This is a genomic window from Streptomyces sp. NPDC004609, assembly GCF_042873655.1.
In the GTDB taxonomy this organism is placed as follows: Bacteria; Actinomycetota; Actinomycetes; order Streptomycetales; family Streptomycetaceae; genus Streptomyces.
The window spans coordinates 233,595-247,488 of sequence record NZ_JBIALS010000005.1 but is presented as its reverse complement, the minus strand read 5'-3'; the positions used below and the strand labels follow the sequence as shown (position 1 = coordinate 247,488).

The following is a 13,894-nucleotide window of genomic DNA, read 5'->3' as shown; positions in this document are numbered from 1 at the left end:
TACGATCCGCCCGCGTTCACCGGCGTACCCCTGCTCCACAGTTCCTCGGCGTGCTCGGCGAAGCGCGAGAACGTCCCGCCCTCGCCGTGCCGGCGAAGGCGCCCGCGAACACGGAACAGCGCGGCCCCGGCCCCGCGCGTCCGCCTCCCCGAAGGCCGGTGGGCGGTGCCGCCGCCCGAGCCGGCAGAGCAGGTAATCCTTCGCGCCGACAACCGAAGCGGGTCAGTCAGTCGTCCAGGTCGATGGCGAAGTCGACGACGGTGGTGTCACCGCGGCGCACGACCGGATGGGCGACCTCGACGACGCGGCCCGTGTCCGCGATGTGCCGACGGGTGTAACGGATGACCGGAACACCTGCCCCCACACGTAGCGTCGCGGCCTCGGCCTCCGTGGGCATCGCGGCGGTGAACGACTCCGTGATCCTCGTAACGGTGATACCGAGGCCGGCCATCTGTGCCCGGGTCCCGCCCGGCCACGGTTCGTTGATCGGATCCGCCACCGGCGTACCGGCCACGTCTGACCAGCGTACGTAGCTGGTGGACATCTGCGTGGGCTGATCGTTGTCGTAGAAGACGAAGTGGCGTGCGAGGAGCCGCTCACCGGGCTCGCACTCGAAGAGCGCGGCCAGCTCGGAATCCGCGTGGACCTTCTCGAACCGCTTGTCGAGGCGGTACTCGGACCATCCGATGTCCTGGTCGCGGGTGTAGGGCGTGGCCTTGGCACCGGGGACGGTGCGATACCGGTCTGCGGCCATACGGTGCACAGGCGGCCGAGGCCTGACGAGCGTGCCCGCCCGCGCCTTGGTCTGGATCAGCCCCTCGTTCCGAAGCAGGCCGAGAGCATTGCGGATCGTGGTCTCCGAAACGCGGTACTCCTGGCAGAGGGCGGGCAGCGTGGGGAGGCGGTCACCCGGCCCGAACTCGCCAGAGGAGATGCGCCGCCTCAGGTCACCGGCGATCCGCAGGTATTCGGGCTGTGCCACTCCCGTACCGCCCTTCTCAATGATCGCGTCAATCTGAGTACACATACTCTCCCCTCTCTACTTGACCTGCGCCAACTCCCGGGACGATTTGAGTACAGAAACGCATTATCTGTACTCAGATAGCGAGAATCCGGGGTGCAACCATGCCTGAATCGGGGCATACGTGGCGACAGGCGTTCAAGGGTCAGCCCATAGAGGCCAGCAGCGTCCGCGACTGGACACGCAGCCGCCTCGACAACGAGGACGCCCCGCTCGTGGCCAACGAGCTCTTCATCGCGGTCCTTGGCTGCTACGACCGTCGGCCCGATGTCATTGACATGACCATCTCGACCGCCGACCACCGTGCCCGCATCACCGCCACGGGACACCAGCCGCTGCCGATCCTCCAGATCCATGGCCCCGGTGCGCTCATCATCAGCAGGCTGTCGGAATCGTCCGGCGCCTCAACCGACTTACACAGCCTGTGGGCACAGCTCACAACAAGGAGTGACCACAGCAAGGCACAGACGTGACGGGAGCCGTCGGGAAACCCAACGAGCGATACATATCGCCTCCCGACCAACTCAGAGTCTGGCCAGGCCTGGACACCCGCCCACCGGGCGACCAGCACGCGACGAACCACAGTCGGTCCCCGACTTCGCTGATCCCGATCACGGCGCGCCCTGAAACCAATCCCCGCGCAGGCTCCCCAGAGCACTGAATGACTCCTCCAGTCAGCGCAGGGCCATTGCACCTGTACACAAAAATCTGCCCTGGCGAACCGCATGGAACCGGTCCGCCAGGGCTCCGACCGAGCAGCCGTTGAGGAGCTGATCGACGTATGCGTGACTCCGCCTTCCGGGCCCTCACCCGGATGCTGGGCTTACTTCCCCTACCGTGGCGGACCGCGCCCGGCCGCCATTCCGCGCGCCATCTGGCCCGGCAGCCGCAGCCGAAGCCCCTGTCAGTCCATGAGAGCCCGTGGTCCAGGCCCTGGACCGGCCCCACGAAGGAGCAGGCCCGCGCGATCTTCCGGCAGCAGGCAGAGAGGAACGCCGACAGCGACGTACAGCCCTCTACATCGTCCCGCACGGCATCCACCTCCCCCGCACCCACACGACGGTTTTCGCATGACCGCCGAGAGTCTGATCACCGCACTTCCGCCCGCACGTACCGCGATCTGCTGCCGCTGCGGCCGAGCCACCACCGCACCTGTTGAAATCCGCTATATCGAACGTTCCAACGCCCCGGGCCTGACCCTCTACGCCTGCCCCGAGGACGCCATCGCCCTGCAACCCGGCCCCGGGCACGACGAACTTGCCATGCCCCGGATCACCGGCGAGGGACAGTGAGGACCTGCCCTGGGCCACCCGAGTCTCCGGATCGCGAGGCGGCAGACAAGAGGGCCGGGAGGCCGACATGCCGGAGTGCCCGCGCGCTGAACAACGCGGCCCGGCTCGTCCGTCCGCCTTTCTGAAGGCTGCCGGGCGAAGCTTCGCCCGCGCCGGCCGACCCGCCGGGACCAGTCGTCCAGATCGGGCGAGGTCGAGGACACCATCCCCACAGCCGCCGTGCCGACGCCCCGCGCATGAGGGTGTGCTCATCGCCGCGTGCTCAGGGGTCGCGGAAAGGGACGGGTTCGTACCGCTCTGGGGCGGTCTGGCGGGGCGTCTCGTGCGTACCCCCACCGCCCAGGTATTCGAGGCCCGCGCTCGGGCCTACGATCGTCACACGAAAGCACTGCCGGGCCACCGCCCGGCAGCGTAACTTAAGCGCCGAGCCTCCCACACAGCGAACCGTCAGCCGACCACCCGTCAACAGCCAAGTCCTAGCAGCAAAGCCGTCAGCCGCCCAGCCCGCGTACCGCAGAATCGTCGAGGGGTCCCGTGACCGTCCATCCCAGCCTCCAGACCTACGCCGATGCCTGGACCCACTCCATCGAATCGATAGCCGAGCTGGTGAAGCCGCTCGTCGAGGGTGAGTGGAACCGGCCCACGCCGTGCCCCGCCTGGTCGGTGCGGGACGTGGTCTCGCATGTGATCGGCATGGAGACCGAGATGCTCGGCGATCCACGGCCCATTCACACCCTGCCGCGTGATCTGTACCACGTGAAGAACGACTTCGCCCGGTACATGGAGATGCAGGTGGATGTACGCCGGCATCACACCGCTCCGGAGATGACGTCGGAGCTGGAGTACACGATGATCCGGCGGGCCCGTCAGCTGCGGAACGAGAACCGCGCGCCGGACACCATGGTCCGCGCCCCCCTCGGTGCCGAGCAGACGCTGGAGGTGGCCATGCGGATGCGCGCGTTCGACACCTGGGTGCACGAGCAGGATCTGCGGAACGCGCTCAACAAGCCGGGGAACCTCGACTCTCCGGGCGCGCTGATCACCCGGGACGTGCTGCTGGAGGCTCTGCCGAAGGTGGTCGCCAAGGACGCGGGCGCGCCCCCGCACTCGGCCGTGGTGATCGATGTGCACGGGCCGCTGGAGTTCCTGCGTACGGTACGGGTGAACGCGGACGGCCGCGGCACGGTCGACGGAGCGCCCTCGCTGGGGCCCGTGGTGACCCTGGCGATGGACTGGGAGACGTACTACCGGCTGGCCTGCGGGCGGGTCCGGCTGGGCGCCGTCGCCGACCGGATCAAGGTGGACGGGGACCAGGACCTGGCCGCGGCGATCCTGCGGGAGTTCGCCGTCACGCAGTGAGAACCCCTGTGAAGGGCACTGCGAGGGCGCGGTGAGGCCGCCCGCCACCGCTCGCGCCAGGATGCGCACCGCTCACGCCGGGACACGCACCGCCACGTCGCGCACCGCCCCTCCCCGGACGGACACGGCGCAAGCCCGGACGCGCGCCGCTCACGCCGGGACGTGCACCGTCTCCACGCGGCTCGCCACCAGCCTCTCCCGTTCCAGCCGTACCGTCCGTCCCCGCAGGCGCAGGATCTGCGTGATGCCCAGCGCCTCCAGCACGAAGACGCAGGAGAACGCGATCCGGTAGTTGTCCCCGGTCGCGTCCAGCAGCAGACCGATCGCGAGCAGTGTCGTCATCGAGGCCGTGAAACCGCCCATGTTGACGATTCCGGACGCCGTCCCCTGACGCTGCGGCGGATTCGCCGGGCGGGCGAAGTCGAAGCCGATCATCGAGGCCGGTCCGCAGGCACCGAGCACCGAGCACAGGACGATCAGCAGCCACAGGGGAGCGCGATCGCCGGGATACGCGAGGGTCGCGGCCCAGACGACCGCGGTCGCCAGGACCGTGCCGAGGGCGAGCGGGATACGGGCCGCGTGATGGCGGGCGATGACCTGTCCGTACACCAGGCCCACCACCATGCTGACCAGCACCACCAGCGTCAGCAGCAGGCCCGCGGTGTCACGGCTCTGGCCCTGGTCCTCGACGAGGAACGGCAGGCCCCACAGCAGCATGAACACCATCGCGGGGAACTGGGTGGTGAAGTGGACCCACATGCCCAGCCGGGTGCCGGGCTCCCGCCAGGACCGCGCGATCTGCCGGCGGACGAACGCGGCGCCCGCGTGCTGCGCCGGGGGCGGCGCATGGCCCTCGGGGTGGTCCTTGAGGAAGACCAGCACCAGCACGAACACCAGCGCTCCGGCCACCGCGCTGCCCCCGAAGGTGGCGGCCCATCCGGCATCGTCCAGCAGACGTGCGATCAGCATGGTGGAGACGAGGTTGCCCGCCATCCCGAAGAGCGCGGCGACCTGGGCGATGAGCGGCCCCCGGCGGGCGGGGAACCACCGGCTGCCGAGCCGCAGCACACTGATGAAGGTCATCGCGTCGCCGCAGCCGAGGAGGACCCGCGCGGCGAGCGCCATGCCGTACGAGGGGGAGAGCGCGAAGCCCAGCTGCCCGACGGTGAACAGGGCCGCGCCGATGGCCAGCACCTTCTTGGTGCCGAGCCGGTCGACCATCAGGCCGACGGGTATCTGCATGCCCGCGTAGACGAGCAACTGGAGTATGGAGAAGGTGGAGAGGGCGGAGGCGTTGACGTCGAAGCGGTCCGCCGCGTCGAGTCCGGCGACCCCGAGGGACGTACGGAAGATGACGGCGACGAAGTAGACCGCGACGCCGATGCCCCAGATCGCGGCGGCACGGCGGCCACCGGGCGGGTCGCCGGGCAGGGAGACGGCGGAGGTCATCGGACCTCCCCCCTCGCCAGCTTGCTGAACCAGCCCACATGCCGGTGGACGAGATCGGCGGCCCGGTCCGGGTCGCCCGCGCGCAGGGCGTCGAGGATCTCGCCGTGCTCGGTGACGTTCTTCGCGATCCGGTCGGGGTGCGCGTGCATGATCGCGACGCCCATTCTCAGCTGGCGGTCGCGCAGTTGGCCGTAGAGACGGGAGAGGATCTCGTTGCCGCCGCTGCGCACGATCTCCGCGTGGAAACAGCGGTCGGTGACGGCGACGGCGGCCAGATCCCCGGCCTCGCCCTGCCGCTTCTGCTGTTCGAGCAGTTCTTCGAGGCGGGCGAGCAGCAGCGGTGACGCCGGTACGGCCTTGCGGGCCGCGTGCTCCTCGACCAGCAGCCGGGTCTCGATCACATCGGCGATCTCCTGCGCGGAGACGGCGAGGACGAGCGCGCCCTTCTTGGGGTAGAGCTTGATCAGCCCCTCGACCTCCAGCTTGAGCAGCGCCTCGCGGACCGGGGTGCGCGACACCCCTACCGCCTCGGCCAGCTCGCCTTCGGTGAGGAGGGTGCCGCCCTCGTAACGGCGGTCCAGAACAGCCTGCTTGATGTGGGTGTAGACGCGTTCGGCCGCGGGAGGGGCGGGGGCGGTGGCAGGCATGCGCACAGCATAGATACATGAGGGGTGCATCTGTAGGCCCCGTCCACGATGCAGACACGGGGAGTCCACCGCGAGAGAGCGGACCAGGCCGGGTTCAGGACGAGGACCGGAGCCGGGCCCGGGACGAGAGGCGGGCCCCCGACCTGCACCGCACCCGCGCGCACCACCCACCGCCGAGAACCACGCGAAAGATTTACCTCCCGAGCGCATCCATTCGCATCGCGGAAGCGTCTCCCCTACGGACCCTCCTGCCACTCGGGTCCCCACACACACTTTTTCGCAACGCATCCGTCAACTCGGAGATCTTCTCTTGATATTCAGCCGCGTGCGCGTGCGCAGAGCCGCCACCGCCGCCCTCTCCGGCGGCCTCCTCCTCGCCGCTTCCCCCCTCGCCGCGCCCGCCCAGGCGGCGCCCGCGATCCCGTCCATCAGCGCCAAGGGCGGCTACATGGTGGACCAGGCGACCGGCAAGGCGATCTACGGCAAGAGCAACAACACCCGCCGCCAGATGGCCAGTACGACCAAGGTCGTCACCGCCATCACGGTCCTCACCACCCCCGGCGTGAACCTCAACCGCAAGGTGACCGTCAAGCAGGCCTACCGCGACTACGTCGTCCGCGAGGGCGGCAGCTCCGCGAAGCTCCAGACCGGGGACGTACTGACGGTCCGTCAACTGCTGTCGGGGCTCATGCTGCCCTCCGGCTGCGACGCCGCCTACGCCCTCGCCGACACCTTCGGCACCGGCAGCACCACCGCCGCCCGGACCAAGTCGTTCATCGGGATGATGAACAAGAAGGCCGCCAAACTCGGCCTCAAGAACACCAAGTTCGACTCCTTCGACGGGATCTCGCAGGGCGGGCAGAACTACACCACCCCCGCCGACATGGCGAAGATGGCCCGCCACGCGTTCTCCAGCACGGTGCTCCAGGAGGTGGTGAAGGCGACGAAGTACGTGACGACCGCCACCACCAGCAAGGGCACCAAGCGCACCTACACCTGGACCAACACCAACACCCTGCTGGGCTCCTACAAGGGAGCCGTCGGCATGAAGACCGGCACCGGCACGGCGGCCGGCCCCTGCCTGATCTTCGCCGCCACCCGTAACGGCAAGACGTACGTCGGTGTCGTCCTGAACGGAACCGACCGCTTCCGGGACGCGGCCAAGCTGCTCGACTTCGGTTACGGCTCCACCACCGCGAAGAGCATGTCCCTGCGCTCGCTCCCGGCGGGTACCCAGCGCGACTAGTGCGGTGACGCGGACGGTCCGGGCTCTCCCGGACCGTCCGACGGAACATCTCCCGGCCGTCCGGGAACGCCTCCCGGACCGTCCGCGAACATCCTCCGGAACTCCCGCGTACGGCGGGGACGGACAGCGCGGGGCCCCGTGACACTGTGCCGTGTCACGGGGCCCCGGTTCGTTCCCGTGGCCCGGGACCTCTCGGGCCGGGGCCCGTCAGGCCCAGGTGATCAGCCGCTTCGGGTTCTCCAGTATCGCCGCGATGTCCGCCAGGACCCGGGAGCCCAGCTCGCCGTCGACCAGGCGGTGGTCGAAGGAGAGCGCGAGGGTGGTGACCTGGCGGGGCTTGACCTTGCCCTTGTGGACCCACGGCTTCAGGCGGATCGCGCCGACCGCGAGGATCGCGGACTCGCCGGGGTTGAGGATCGGCGTACCGGTGTCGACGCCGAAGACGCCGACGTTGGTGATGGTCACCGTGCCGCCCTGCATGGCCGCGGGTGTCGTCCGGCCCTCGCGGGCGACGGAGACCAGCTCACCGAGTGCCCGCGCCAGTTCGGGCAGGGTCTTGTCGTCCGCGTCCTTGATGTTCGGCACGATCAGACCGCGCGGGGTGGCCGCCGCGATGCCCAGATTGACGTAGTGCTTCTGGACGATCTCCTGGTTCACCTCGTCCCAGGAGGAGTTGATCGCGGGGTTCCGCTTGATCGCGACCAGCAGTGCCTTGGCGATCAGCAGCAGCGCATTGACCCGTACGCCCGCCATGTCCTCATCGCCCCGCAGCTCGTCGACGAGCTTCATCGTCCGTGTCACATCGAGCGTCACGAACTCGGTGACGTGCGGCGCGGTGAACGCGCTGCCGACCATCGCCGCCGCCGTGGCCTTCCGTACGCCCTTGATGGGGATACGCGTCTCCCGCGCGCCCGCCGCGCGCGGCGCGGGTGCCTCCTGCCCGGCCGCGGGGGCGACCTGGACCACGGGCACGACCGCCGGCGCCGGTGGGGCCACGGCCGCGTGCACGTCGTCGCGCGTGATGATGCCGTCGGGCCCCGTCGGGGTGACGTCCGCGAGGTCGACGCCGAGGTCCTTGGCGAGCTTGCGCACCGGCGGCTTCGCCAGCGGGCGGGGGGCCGTGGCGACCCCGTGGCCGTTCAGCTCGTTCTGGACGGCGGCGGTCGCCTGCGCGGCGGCGGCCTGCCCGGGAACGGTCTTGCGCGCCCGGCGCCTGGTGGACGTCTCGGCCACGCCGTACCCGACGAGCACCGGCTGACGGCCTCCCGGCGCGGCCCCCGGCTCCCCGGCGGCCTCGGCGGGCTCCGCCGCCACCGGCGCGGCGGCCCGTGCCGAGGAGGCGGGACCGGCCGCCGTGGCCGGGACGGCGGCCGGAGCGGCCCCGGCGGCACCCCGAGCGGCAGCGGAACCCGTACCGGATCCCGCGCCCGGAGCAGAGCCGGCGGCGGAAGCGGAACCCGAGTCCGGACCCGGTCCCGGCCCGCCCGGCGCCACATCCACCGAGATGATCACCTGGCCGACATCGACGGTCGTGCCTTCGGGGAAGCGCAGCTCATGCACGACCCCGTCGTACGGAATCGGCAGCTCCACCGCCGCCTTCGCCGTCTCGACCTCGCACACGATCTGCCCGTCCGTGACCGCGTCACCGGGCTGTACGTACCACTTGAGGATCTCGGCCTCGGTGAGCCCCTCGCCCACATCGGGCATCTTGAACTCGCGGAAGCGGAGCGAAGTGTCTTGTGTCATGGTCCTCGGCACTCCTCAGTACGCGAGCGAGCGGTCGACGGCGTCGAGTACCCGGTCCAGCCCCGGGAGGTACTCCTCCTCCAGCCGCGCCGGCGGATAGGGGGCGTGGAAGCCGCCCACCCTCAGCACCGGGGCCTCCAGATGGTAGAAACACCGCTCCGTGATGCGAGCGGCGATCTCCGCGCCGGAGCCGTAGAAGACGGGGGCCTCGTGGACGACGACCAGCCGGCCCGTCCTCTCCACCGACGCCTGGACGGCGTCGAAGTCGATCGGGGACATCGAGCGCAGATCCAGCACCTCGACGGACTTGCCCTCCTCGGCCGCCGCGGCCGCCGCCTCGGTGCAGACCTTGACCATCGGCCCGTACGCGGCGAGCGTCAGATCCGTGCCGTCCCGGACGACCCGCGCGGCGTGCAGCGGGCCCGGGATGGCCTCGGTGTCGACCTCGCTCTTGTCCCAGTAGCGCCGCTTCGGCTCGAAGAAGATGACCGGGTCGTCGCTCTGGATGGCCTGCTGGAGCATCCAGTACGCGTCCGACGCGTTCGACGGCGAGATGACCTTGAGGCCCGCGACATGCGCGAAGAGCGCCTCGGGCGACTCGCTGTGGTGCTCGACCGCGCCGATGCCACCGCCGTAGGGGATGCGTACGACGACCGGCAGCTTGATCTTGCCCAGCGCGCGGGCGTGCATCTTGGCGAGCTGCGTGACGATCTGGTCGTACGCGGGGAAGACGAAACCGTCGAACTGGATCTCCACGACCGGCCGGTAGCCGCGCAGCGCCAGCCCGATCGCGGTGCCGACGATCCCGGACTCGGCGAGCGGGGTGTCGATGACCCGGTCCTCGCCGAAATCCTTCTGGAGGCCGTCGGTGACCCGGAAGACGCCGCCGAGCTTTCCGACGTCCTCGCCCATGATCAGGACCTTGGGGTCGGTCTCCAGGGCCTTGCGCAGCGACTCGTTGAGCGCCTTGGCGAGCGGAAGCTTCTGTACGGCCATGGTTAGTTGCCCTCCTCGGCGAAGGACGCCTGGTATGCGGCGAACTGGGCGCGCTCCTCGTCCACGAGCGCGTGCCCGTCGGCGTAGACGTTCTCGAAGATCGCCATTGGGTCCGGGTCGGGCATGGCACGGACGGCCTCGCGCACCCGCCGGGCGAGCGCTTCGCTCTCCTCGTCAAGCGCGCGGAAGTACGCCGCGTCGGCGTGGCCCTCCCGCTCCAGATGTGTCCGCAGCCGCAGGATCGGGTCCTTGGCCTCCCAGGCCGCCCGCTCGTCGTCGTGCCGGTACTTGGTCGGGTCGTCGGAGGTGGTGTGCGCGCCCATCCGGTAGGTGAACGCCTCCACCAGCGTCGGGCCCTCGCCCCGGCGGGCCCGCTCCAGCGCGGACCGGGTCACGGCCAGACAGGCGAGTACGTCGTTGCCGTCGACGCGGACGCCGGGGAAGCCGAAGCCCTGCGCGCGCTGGTAGAGGGGCACCCGGGTCTGGCGCTCGGTGGGTTCGGAGATCGCCCACTGGTTGTTCTGGCAGAAGAAGACGACGGGCGCGTTGTAGACCGCGGAGAAGGTGAACGCCTCCGCGACGTCGCCCTGGCTGGAGGCGCCGTCGCCGAAGTAGGCGATGACGGCCGAGTCGGCGCCGTCCTTGGCCACGCCCATCGCGTAGCCGGTGGCGTGCAGCGTCTGGGAGCCGATGACGATGGTGTAGAGGTGGAAGTTGTTGGTGCGGGGGTCCCAGCCGCCGTGGTTGACCCCGCGGAACATGCCGAGCAGATTGGTCGGGTCGACCCCGCGGCACCAGGCGACGCCGTGCTCGCGGTAGGTCGGGAAGACATAGTCGTCGTCGCGCAGCGCCCGGCCGGAGCCGATCTGCGCGGCTTCCTGGCCGAGCAGCGAGGCCCACAGGCCCAGCTCGCCCTGGCGCTGAAGGGCGGTGGCCTCGGCGTCGAAGCGGCGGGTCAGAACCATGTCCCGCAGCAGCCCGCGCAGCTCGTCCGGGGTCAGGTCGATCTCGTATTCGGGGTGCTGGACGCGCTCGCCCTCGGGCGTCAGCAGCTGTACGAGCTGCGGCTCGGAACTCTGTGGTTTTTTCGCGGCGCTCACGCGCTTGCTGCGTCGCGGTTTGCGAGCGGCAGTGCTCTCCACGGTCACGTGCGTGCTCCTCCGTCTGTCCGGTCCCCCGGGTTCGCCGGGAGCCTGGGGTCGCCCCTGCCGTTGGCAAGGGGAGGCTCGCCTGCTCTCGTCGCCCGCACGGGGTGGGTGCGGCGCCGGGAACAGGCGTGACAGGTGCCCCGGCGAGCGCCCTGTCCAAAGCACGTTACCCAGTGGGCCGCATTCCTGCGAAACCCCATTTGACCTGCGTTTTTGCTTGGATTTCCAAGTAAATCGGCAAACAGGGCAAACAGCCACTGGTCACAGCCTCGGTCAAGCTGTCGGTGACAGCCTCGCGAACCGCCGGGAACAACCGGAACGTTATCCCGGGCACCTGGGGCACGGGAAGAGTCGATGTGTGAGACTGCAGTCGTGCGCGAAGAAGGAAAAATCACCGTATTCCTGCTCGATGATCATGAAGTCGTCCGGCGCGGCGTCCATGAGCTGCTCTCCGTCGAGGATGACATCGAGGTCGTCGGCGAGGCCGGAACGGCGGCGGACGCGCTGGCGCGGATCCCGGCCACCCGGCCCGATGTGGCGGTGCTGGACGTCCGGCTGCCGGACGGGAGCGGTGTGGAGGTCTGCCGTGAGATCCGTTCCCAGGACGAGAACATCAAATGCCTGATGCTCACCTCTTTCGCGGACGACGAGGCCCTTTTCGACGCCATCATGGCCGGGGCCTCGGGATATGTCCTCAAGGCGATTCGCGGCAATGAGCTGCTGTCGGCGGTACGGGATGTGGCGGCGGGCCGTTCCCTGCTGGACCCGGTGGCGACCGCGCGGGTACTGGAGCGGCTGCGGGACGGCAACAACCCCAAGCGCGACGACAAACTGGCCGGCCTGACGGAGCAGGAGCGCAAGATCCTGGATCTGATCGGCGAGGGCATGACGAACCGGGCGATCGGGGAGCGGCTGCACCTCGCCGAGAAGACGATCAAGAACTATGTCTCCAGCCTGCTCTCCAAGCTGGGGATGGAGCGCCGGTCCCAGGCGGCGGCGTATGTGGCACGGCGGCAGGCGGAGCGACAGCACCACGGATGAGCCCGGGCCCGGGTGAACGCGGGCCCGGGTGAACGTGGGGGTCCCCTCGGGCGGGGTGCGCGCACGGGCGGCCGGTGGGCGGGGTGCGCGCCGTCTCGGGGTGCGCGCGGCGCCCGGATGCGCGGGCGTACCGGCGCACGGGCGGATGCGCGGATGCGCGGGGGTGTACCGGTGGGCGCCCGGATGCACGGTGGACCGGCGCACGCGCGCCCGGATGCGCGGCACCGACGGCTACCGGCGGTACGCCCCGGCCGTACGGCGCTGCGCACACCGACCGTACGCCCCTGACCAGGAGTTTTCACCCTGCGTAAGCGCGTCACTCGAATGGGCTGACCCGTCCGGGCCCGGCCCTGTGGGACTTACGTCCCCGTGGAGCAGGGGCCCCGGCCCCTTCACGGCGGGCACACAGGTCACCGACAGTGGAACGTATGTCCACCGAGGAACTCCGCGCCATCGAGCTGCTCGGCCGTGTCCCGTACGGCCGGCTCGCGACGAGCATGCGAGCGATGCCGTTCGTGGCCCCCGCCCGGCACATCGTGAGGGACGGGGGTGTCGTCCTGCGGATACACGGCGGCTTCGGGTACCACCGGGCGTGCAACGGCAGCGTCGTCGCGTACGGCGCGGACAACTTCCACTCCGGCGGAAGGACGATGTGGTCCGTCCAGTTCACCGGCACCGCGGAGATCGTCCGGCCGACGCGGGAGCAGATGCTGATCTTCGGCGACGAGCCGCTCCGGGCGGACGGCGAGCGGTTCGAGCCCGTCTTCATGCGCGTCGAACCCCAGTTCGTCACCGTGCATACCCTGGACTATCTCGAAGAGCAGCCCAACGGACACGCTGTGTGATCTAACATCTGGCGGGTGCCGAGCCCAACTGCCCCCGCTCCACCCGTCGGTGCGCTGCTGCGCCGTTACGAGGACCCCGGCGAGCCGCTCTCCTGTCAGCCGGTGACCCAGGGGCTCCTCAACCTCGGTTACCGGCTCGCCACGACCCGGGGCGCGTACTTCCTCAAGCACCATCTCGACGGCGACCACGAGGCCATCACCCGCCAGCACCGGGCCACCCAGCGCCTCCAGACCCTCGGTGTGCCGGTCGCGCCGCCGGTGGAGGACGCGAGAGGCGACACGGTGGCGGTGATCGGGGGGCGCTGCTACGCGTTACATCCCTGGGTCGACGGCCGCCACCGCGACGGCGCGCATCTGACGGCGTCCCAGAGCCGGCGGCTCGGCTCCCTCCTCGGACTCGTCCACACCTGTCTGGACCAGGTCATGGACCAGCACCGGACGGAACAGCGCGAGGACGCGTACGAGAGCGCGGACCCCGCCGAAACCTTCGCCCTGATCGACGAGTTACTCGCCCTGGCCCGCTCCGCGAGACCCCGGGACACTCTGGACGCCCTCGCCGAGCACCGCCTCCTGGAACGCCGGACCCTCCTGGAACTCCACGCGGACCGCCGTCCTCCCCCCGCCTCGGCCGGCGGCTGGGTCCACGGCGACTTCCACCCGCTGAACCTGCTCTACCGCGATGCCGAGCCCGCCGCGATCGTCGACTGGGACCGCCTCGGCGTCCAGCCCCGCGCCGAGGAGGCGGTCCGCGCGGCGGCCATCTTCTTCGTCCAGCCCGCCGGTGAACTCGAACTCCCCAAGGTCCGCGCCTACGCCCGCGCGTACCGCCACGCGACCGGCGCGGACACCGCCGAACTCGCCGCCGCCGTCCACCGCGTCTGGTGGGAGCGTCTCAACGACTTCTGGATACTCCGCTGGCGCTACCAGCTCCACGACCGCAGGGCCGACCCGCAGTTCGCAGCGGTGTCGGCCCTGGCGGTGTGGTGGACGCGGGAGTACGCGGCGGTCCGGGACGCGTTCGCGACCTGAGCGGGCTCACCCGCGGTGCCGGGTCCGGCCGTACGTCCCACCGGTCCACCCGTGGCATGCCCGGCCGTACGCCTC

Annotated in this window: 13 protein-coding genes; 7 read left to right on the top strand and 6 right to left on the bottom strand. The window is 70.1% G+C overall.

Features of this window, described 5'->3' with window-relative positions; translation table 11 throughout:
* Window positions 1–226: 226 nt before the first annotated feature.
* The gene (locus tag ACFYT4_RS07275; RefSeq protein ID WP_389266143.1) at window positions 227–1,027 is read right to left on the bottom strand and encodes a GntR family transcriptional regulator; all 801 of its coding nucleotides are present in this window, start codon (window positions 1,025–1,027) and stop codon (window positions 227–229) included.
* Window positions 1,028–1,236: 209 nt separating this feature from the next.
* On the opposite strand from ACFYT4_RS07275, the gene ACFYT4_RS07270 reads away from it, so the two are divergent.
* The 3 genes from ACFYT4_RS07270 to ACFYT4_RS07260 all read left to right on the top strand — a co-directional run bounded on the left by ACFYT4_RS07270 (window position 1,237) and on the right by ACFYT4_RS07260 (window position 3,672).
* Window positions 1,237–1,494, top strand: coding sequence for a hypothetical protein (locus ACFYT4_RS07270; RefSeq protein ID WP_389266141.1), 258 nt, complete (start codon window positions 1,237–1,239; stop codon window positions 1,492–1,494).
* 597 nt (window positions 1,495–2,091) lie between these two features.
* Entirely contained in the window at window positions 2,092–2,313 is a 222-nt protein-coding gene (locus tag ACFYT4_RS07265; protein ID WP_389266139.1) for a hypothetical protein, read from the top strand.
* 534 nt (window positions 2,314–2,847) lie between these two features.
* Window positions 2,848–3,672, top strand: a complete 825-nt coding sequence (locus tag ACFYT4_RS07260; protein WP_389266137.1) for a maleylpyruvate isomerase family mycothiol-dependent enzyme — start codon at window positions 2,848–2,850, stop codon at window positions 3,670–3,672.
* A 150-nt stretch (window positions 3,673–3,822) separates the two neighbouring features.
* Here ACFYT4_RS07260 and ACFYT4_RS07255 read toward each other — a convergent pair whose 3' ends face one another.
* Window positions 3,823–5,121, bottom strand: coding sequence for a nitrate/nitrite transporter (locus tag ACFYT4_RS07255; RefSeq protein WP_389266136.1), 1,299 nt, complete (start codon window positions 5,119–5,121; stop codon window positions 3,823–3,825).
* Window positions 5,118–5,768 carry a GntR family transcriptional regulator gene (locus tag ACFYT4_RS07250; protein ID WP_389266134.1) on the bottom strand — a complete coding sequence of 217 codons (651 nt, stop codon included), beginning with the start codon at window positions 5,766–5,768 and terminating at the stop codon, window positions 5,118–5,120. The genes ACFYT4_RS07255 and ACFYT4_RS07250 overlap by 4 nt, the downstream gene beginning before the upstream one ends.
* Before the next feature lie 331 nt (window positions 5,769–6,099).
* Between ACFYT4_RS07250 and ACFYT4_RS07245 the strand changes: the two genes are divergently transcribed.
* On the top strand, window positions 6,100–7,014 hold the full coding sequence (locus tag ACFYT4_RS07245) for a D-alanyl-D-alanine carboxypeptidase family protein (RefSeq protein ID WP_389266278.1): 915 nt from the start codon (window positions 6,100–6,102) through the stop codon (window positions 7,012–7,014).
* A gap of 207 nt (window positions 7,015–7,221) precedes the next feature.
* Here the strand turns inward: ACFYT4_RS07245 and ACFYT4_RS07240 are convergent, their stop codons facing one another.
* From ACFYT4_RS07240 to pdhA, 3 genes are read right to left on the bottom strand one after another with little or no spacing between them, the layout of a single operon-like run.
* Window positions 7,222–8,760 (bottom strand): dihydrolipoamide acetyltransferase family protein, encoded by a 1,539-nt coding sequence (locus ACFYT4_RS07240; protein ID WP_389266132.1) that lies wholly within the window; start codon window positions 8,758–8,760, stop codon window positions 7,222–7,224.
* 15 nt (window positions 8,761–8,775) lie between these two features.
* Window positions 8,776–9,756, bottom strand: a complete 981-nt coding sequence (locus ACFYT4_RS07235) for an alpha-ketoacid dehydrogenase subunit beta (protein WP_389266130.1) — start codon at window positions 9,754–9,756, stop codon at window positions 8,776–8,778.
* A gap of 2 nt (window positions 9,757–9,758) precedes the next feature.
* Window positions 9,759–10,904 (bottom strand): pyruvate dehydrogenase (acetyl-transferring) E1 component subunit alpha, encoded by a 1,146-nt coding sequence (pdhA, locus tag ACFYT4_RS07230; RefSeq protein WP_389266128.1) that lies wholly within the window; start codon window positions 10,902–10,904, stop codon window positions 9,759–9,761.
* Between the two features lie 372 nt (window positions 10,905–11,276).
* On the opposite strand from pdhA, the gene ACFYT4_RS07225 reads away from it, so the two are divergent.
* From ACFYT4_RS07225 to ACFYT4_RS07215, 3 genes are all read left to right on the top strand, one after another.
* Window positions 11,277–11,945: a response regulator gene (locus tag ACFYT4_RS07225; RefSeq protein WP_389266126.1), complete on the top strand. Its 669-nt coding sequence runs from the start codon at window positions 11,277–11,279 to the stop codon at window positions 11,943–11,945.
* Window positions 11,946–12,373: 428 nt separating this feature from the next.
* The gene (locus ACFYT4_RS07220) at window positions 12,374–12,790 is read left to right on the top strand and encodes a pyridoxamine 5'-phosphate oxidase family protein (RefSeq protein ID WP_389266125.1); all 417 of its coding nucleotides are present in this window, start codon (window positions 12,374–12,376) and stop codon (window positions 12,788–12,790) included.
* A gap of 15 nt (window positions 12,791–12,805) precedes the next feature.
* Window positions 12,806–13,819, top strand: a complete 1,014-nt coding sequence (locus ACFYT4_RS07215; protein WP_389266123.1) for a phosphotransferase — start codon at window positions 12,806–12,808, stop codon at window positions 13,817–13,819.
* Window positions 13,820–13,894: the final 75 nt, after the last annotated feature.

What these genes read in the sequence shown, in the direction of transcription:
- ACFYT4_RS07275 (WP_389266143.1), bottom strand. Translation starts at nt 1,027, where the DNA reads ATGTGTACTCAGATTGACGCGATCATTGAGAAGGGCGGTACGGGAGTG.
- ACFYT4_RS07265 (WP_389266139.1), top strand. Translation starts at nt 2,092, where the DNA reads ATGACCGCCGAGAGTCTGATCACCGCACTTCCGCCCGCACGTACCGCG.
- ACFYT4_RS07255 (WP_389266136.1), bottom strand. Translation starts at nt 5,121, where the DNA reads ATGACCTCCGCCGTCTCCCTGCCCGGCGACCCGCCCGGTGGCCGCCGT.
- ACFYT4_RS07250 (WP_389266134.1), bottom strand. Translation starts at nt 5,768, where the DNA reads ATGCCTGCCACCGCCCCCGCCCCTCCCGCGGCCGAACGCGTCTACACC.
- ACFYT4_RS07240 (WP_389266132.1), bottom strand. Translation starts at nt 8,760, where the DNA reads ATGACACAAGACACTTCGCTCCGCTTCCGCGAGTTCAAGATGCCCGAT.
- ACFYT4_RS07235 (WP_389266130.1), bottom strand. Translation starts at nt 9,756, where the DNA reads ATGGCCGTACAGAAGCTTCCGCTCGCCAAGGCGCTCAACGAGTCGCTG.
- ACFYT4_RS07220 (WP_389266125.1), top strand. Translation starts at nt 12,374, where the DNA reads ATGTCCACCGAGGAACTCCGCGCCATCGAGCTGCTCGGCCGTGTCCCG.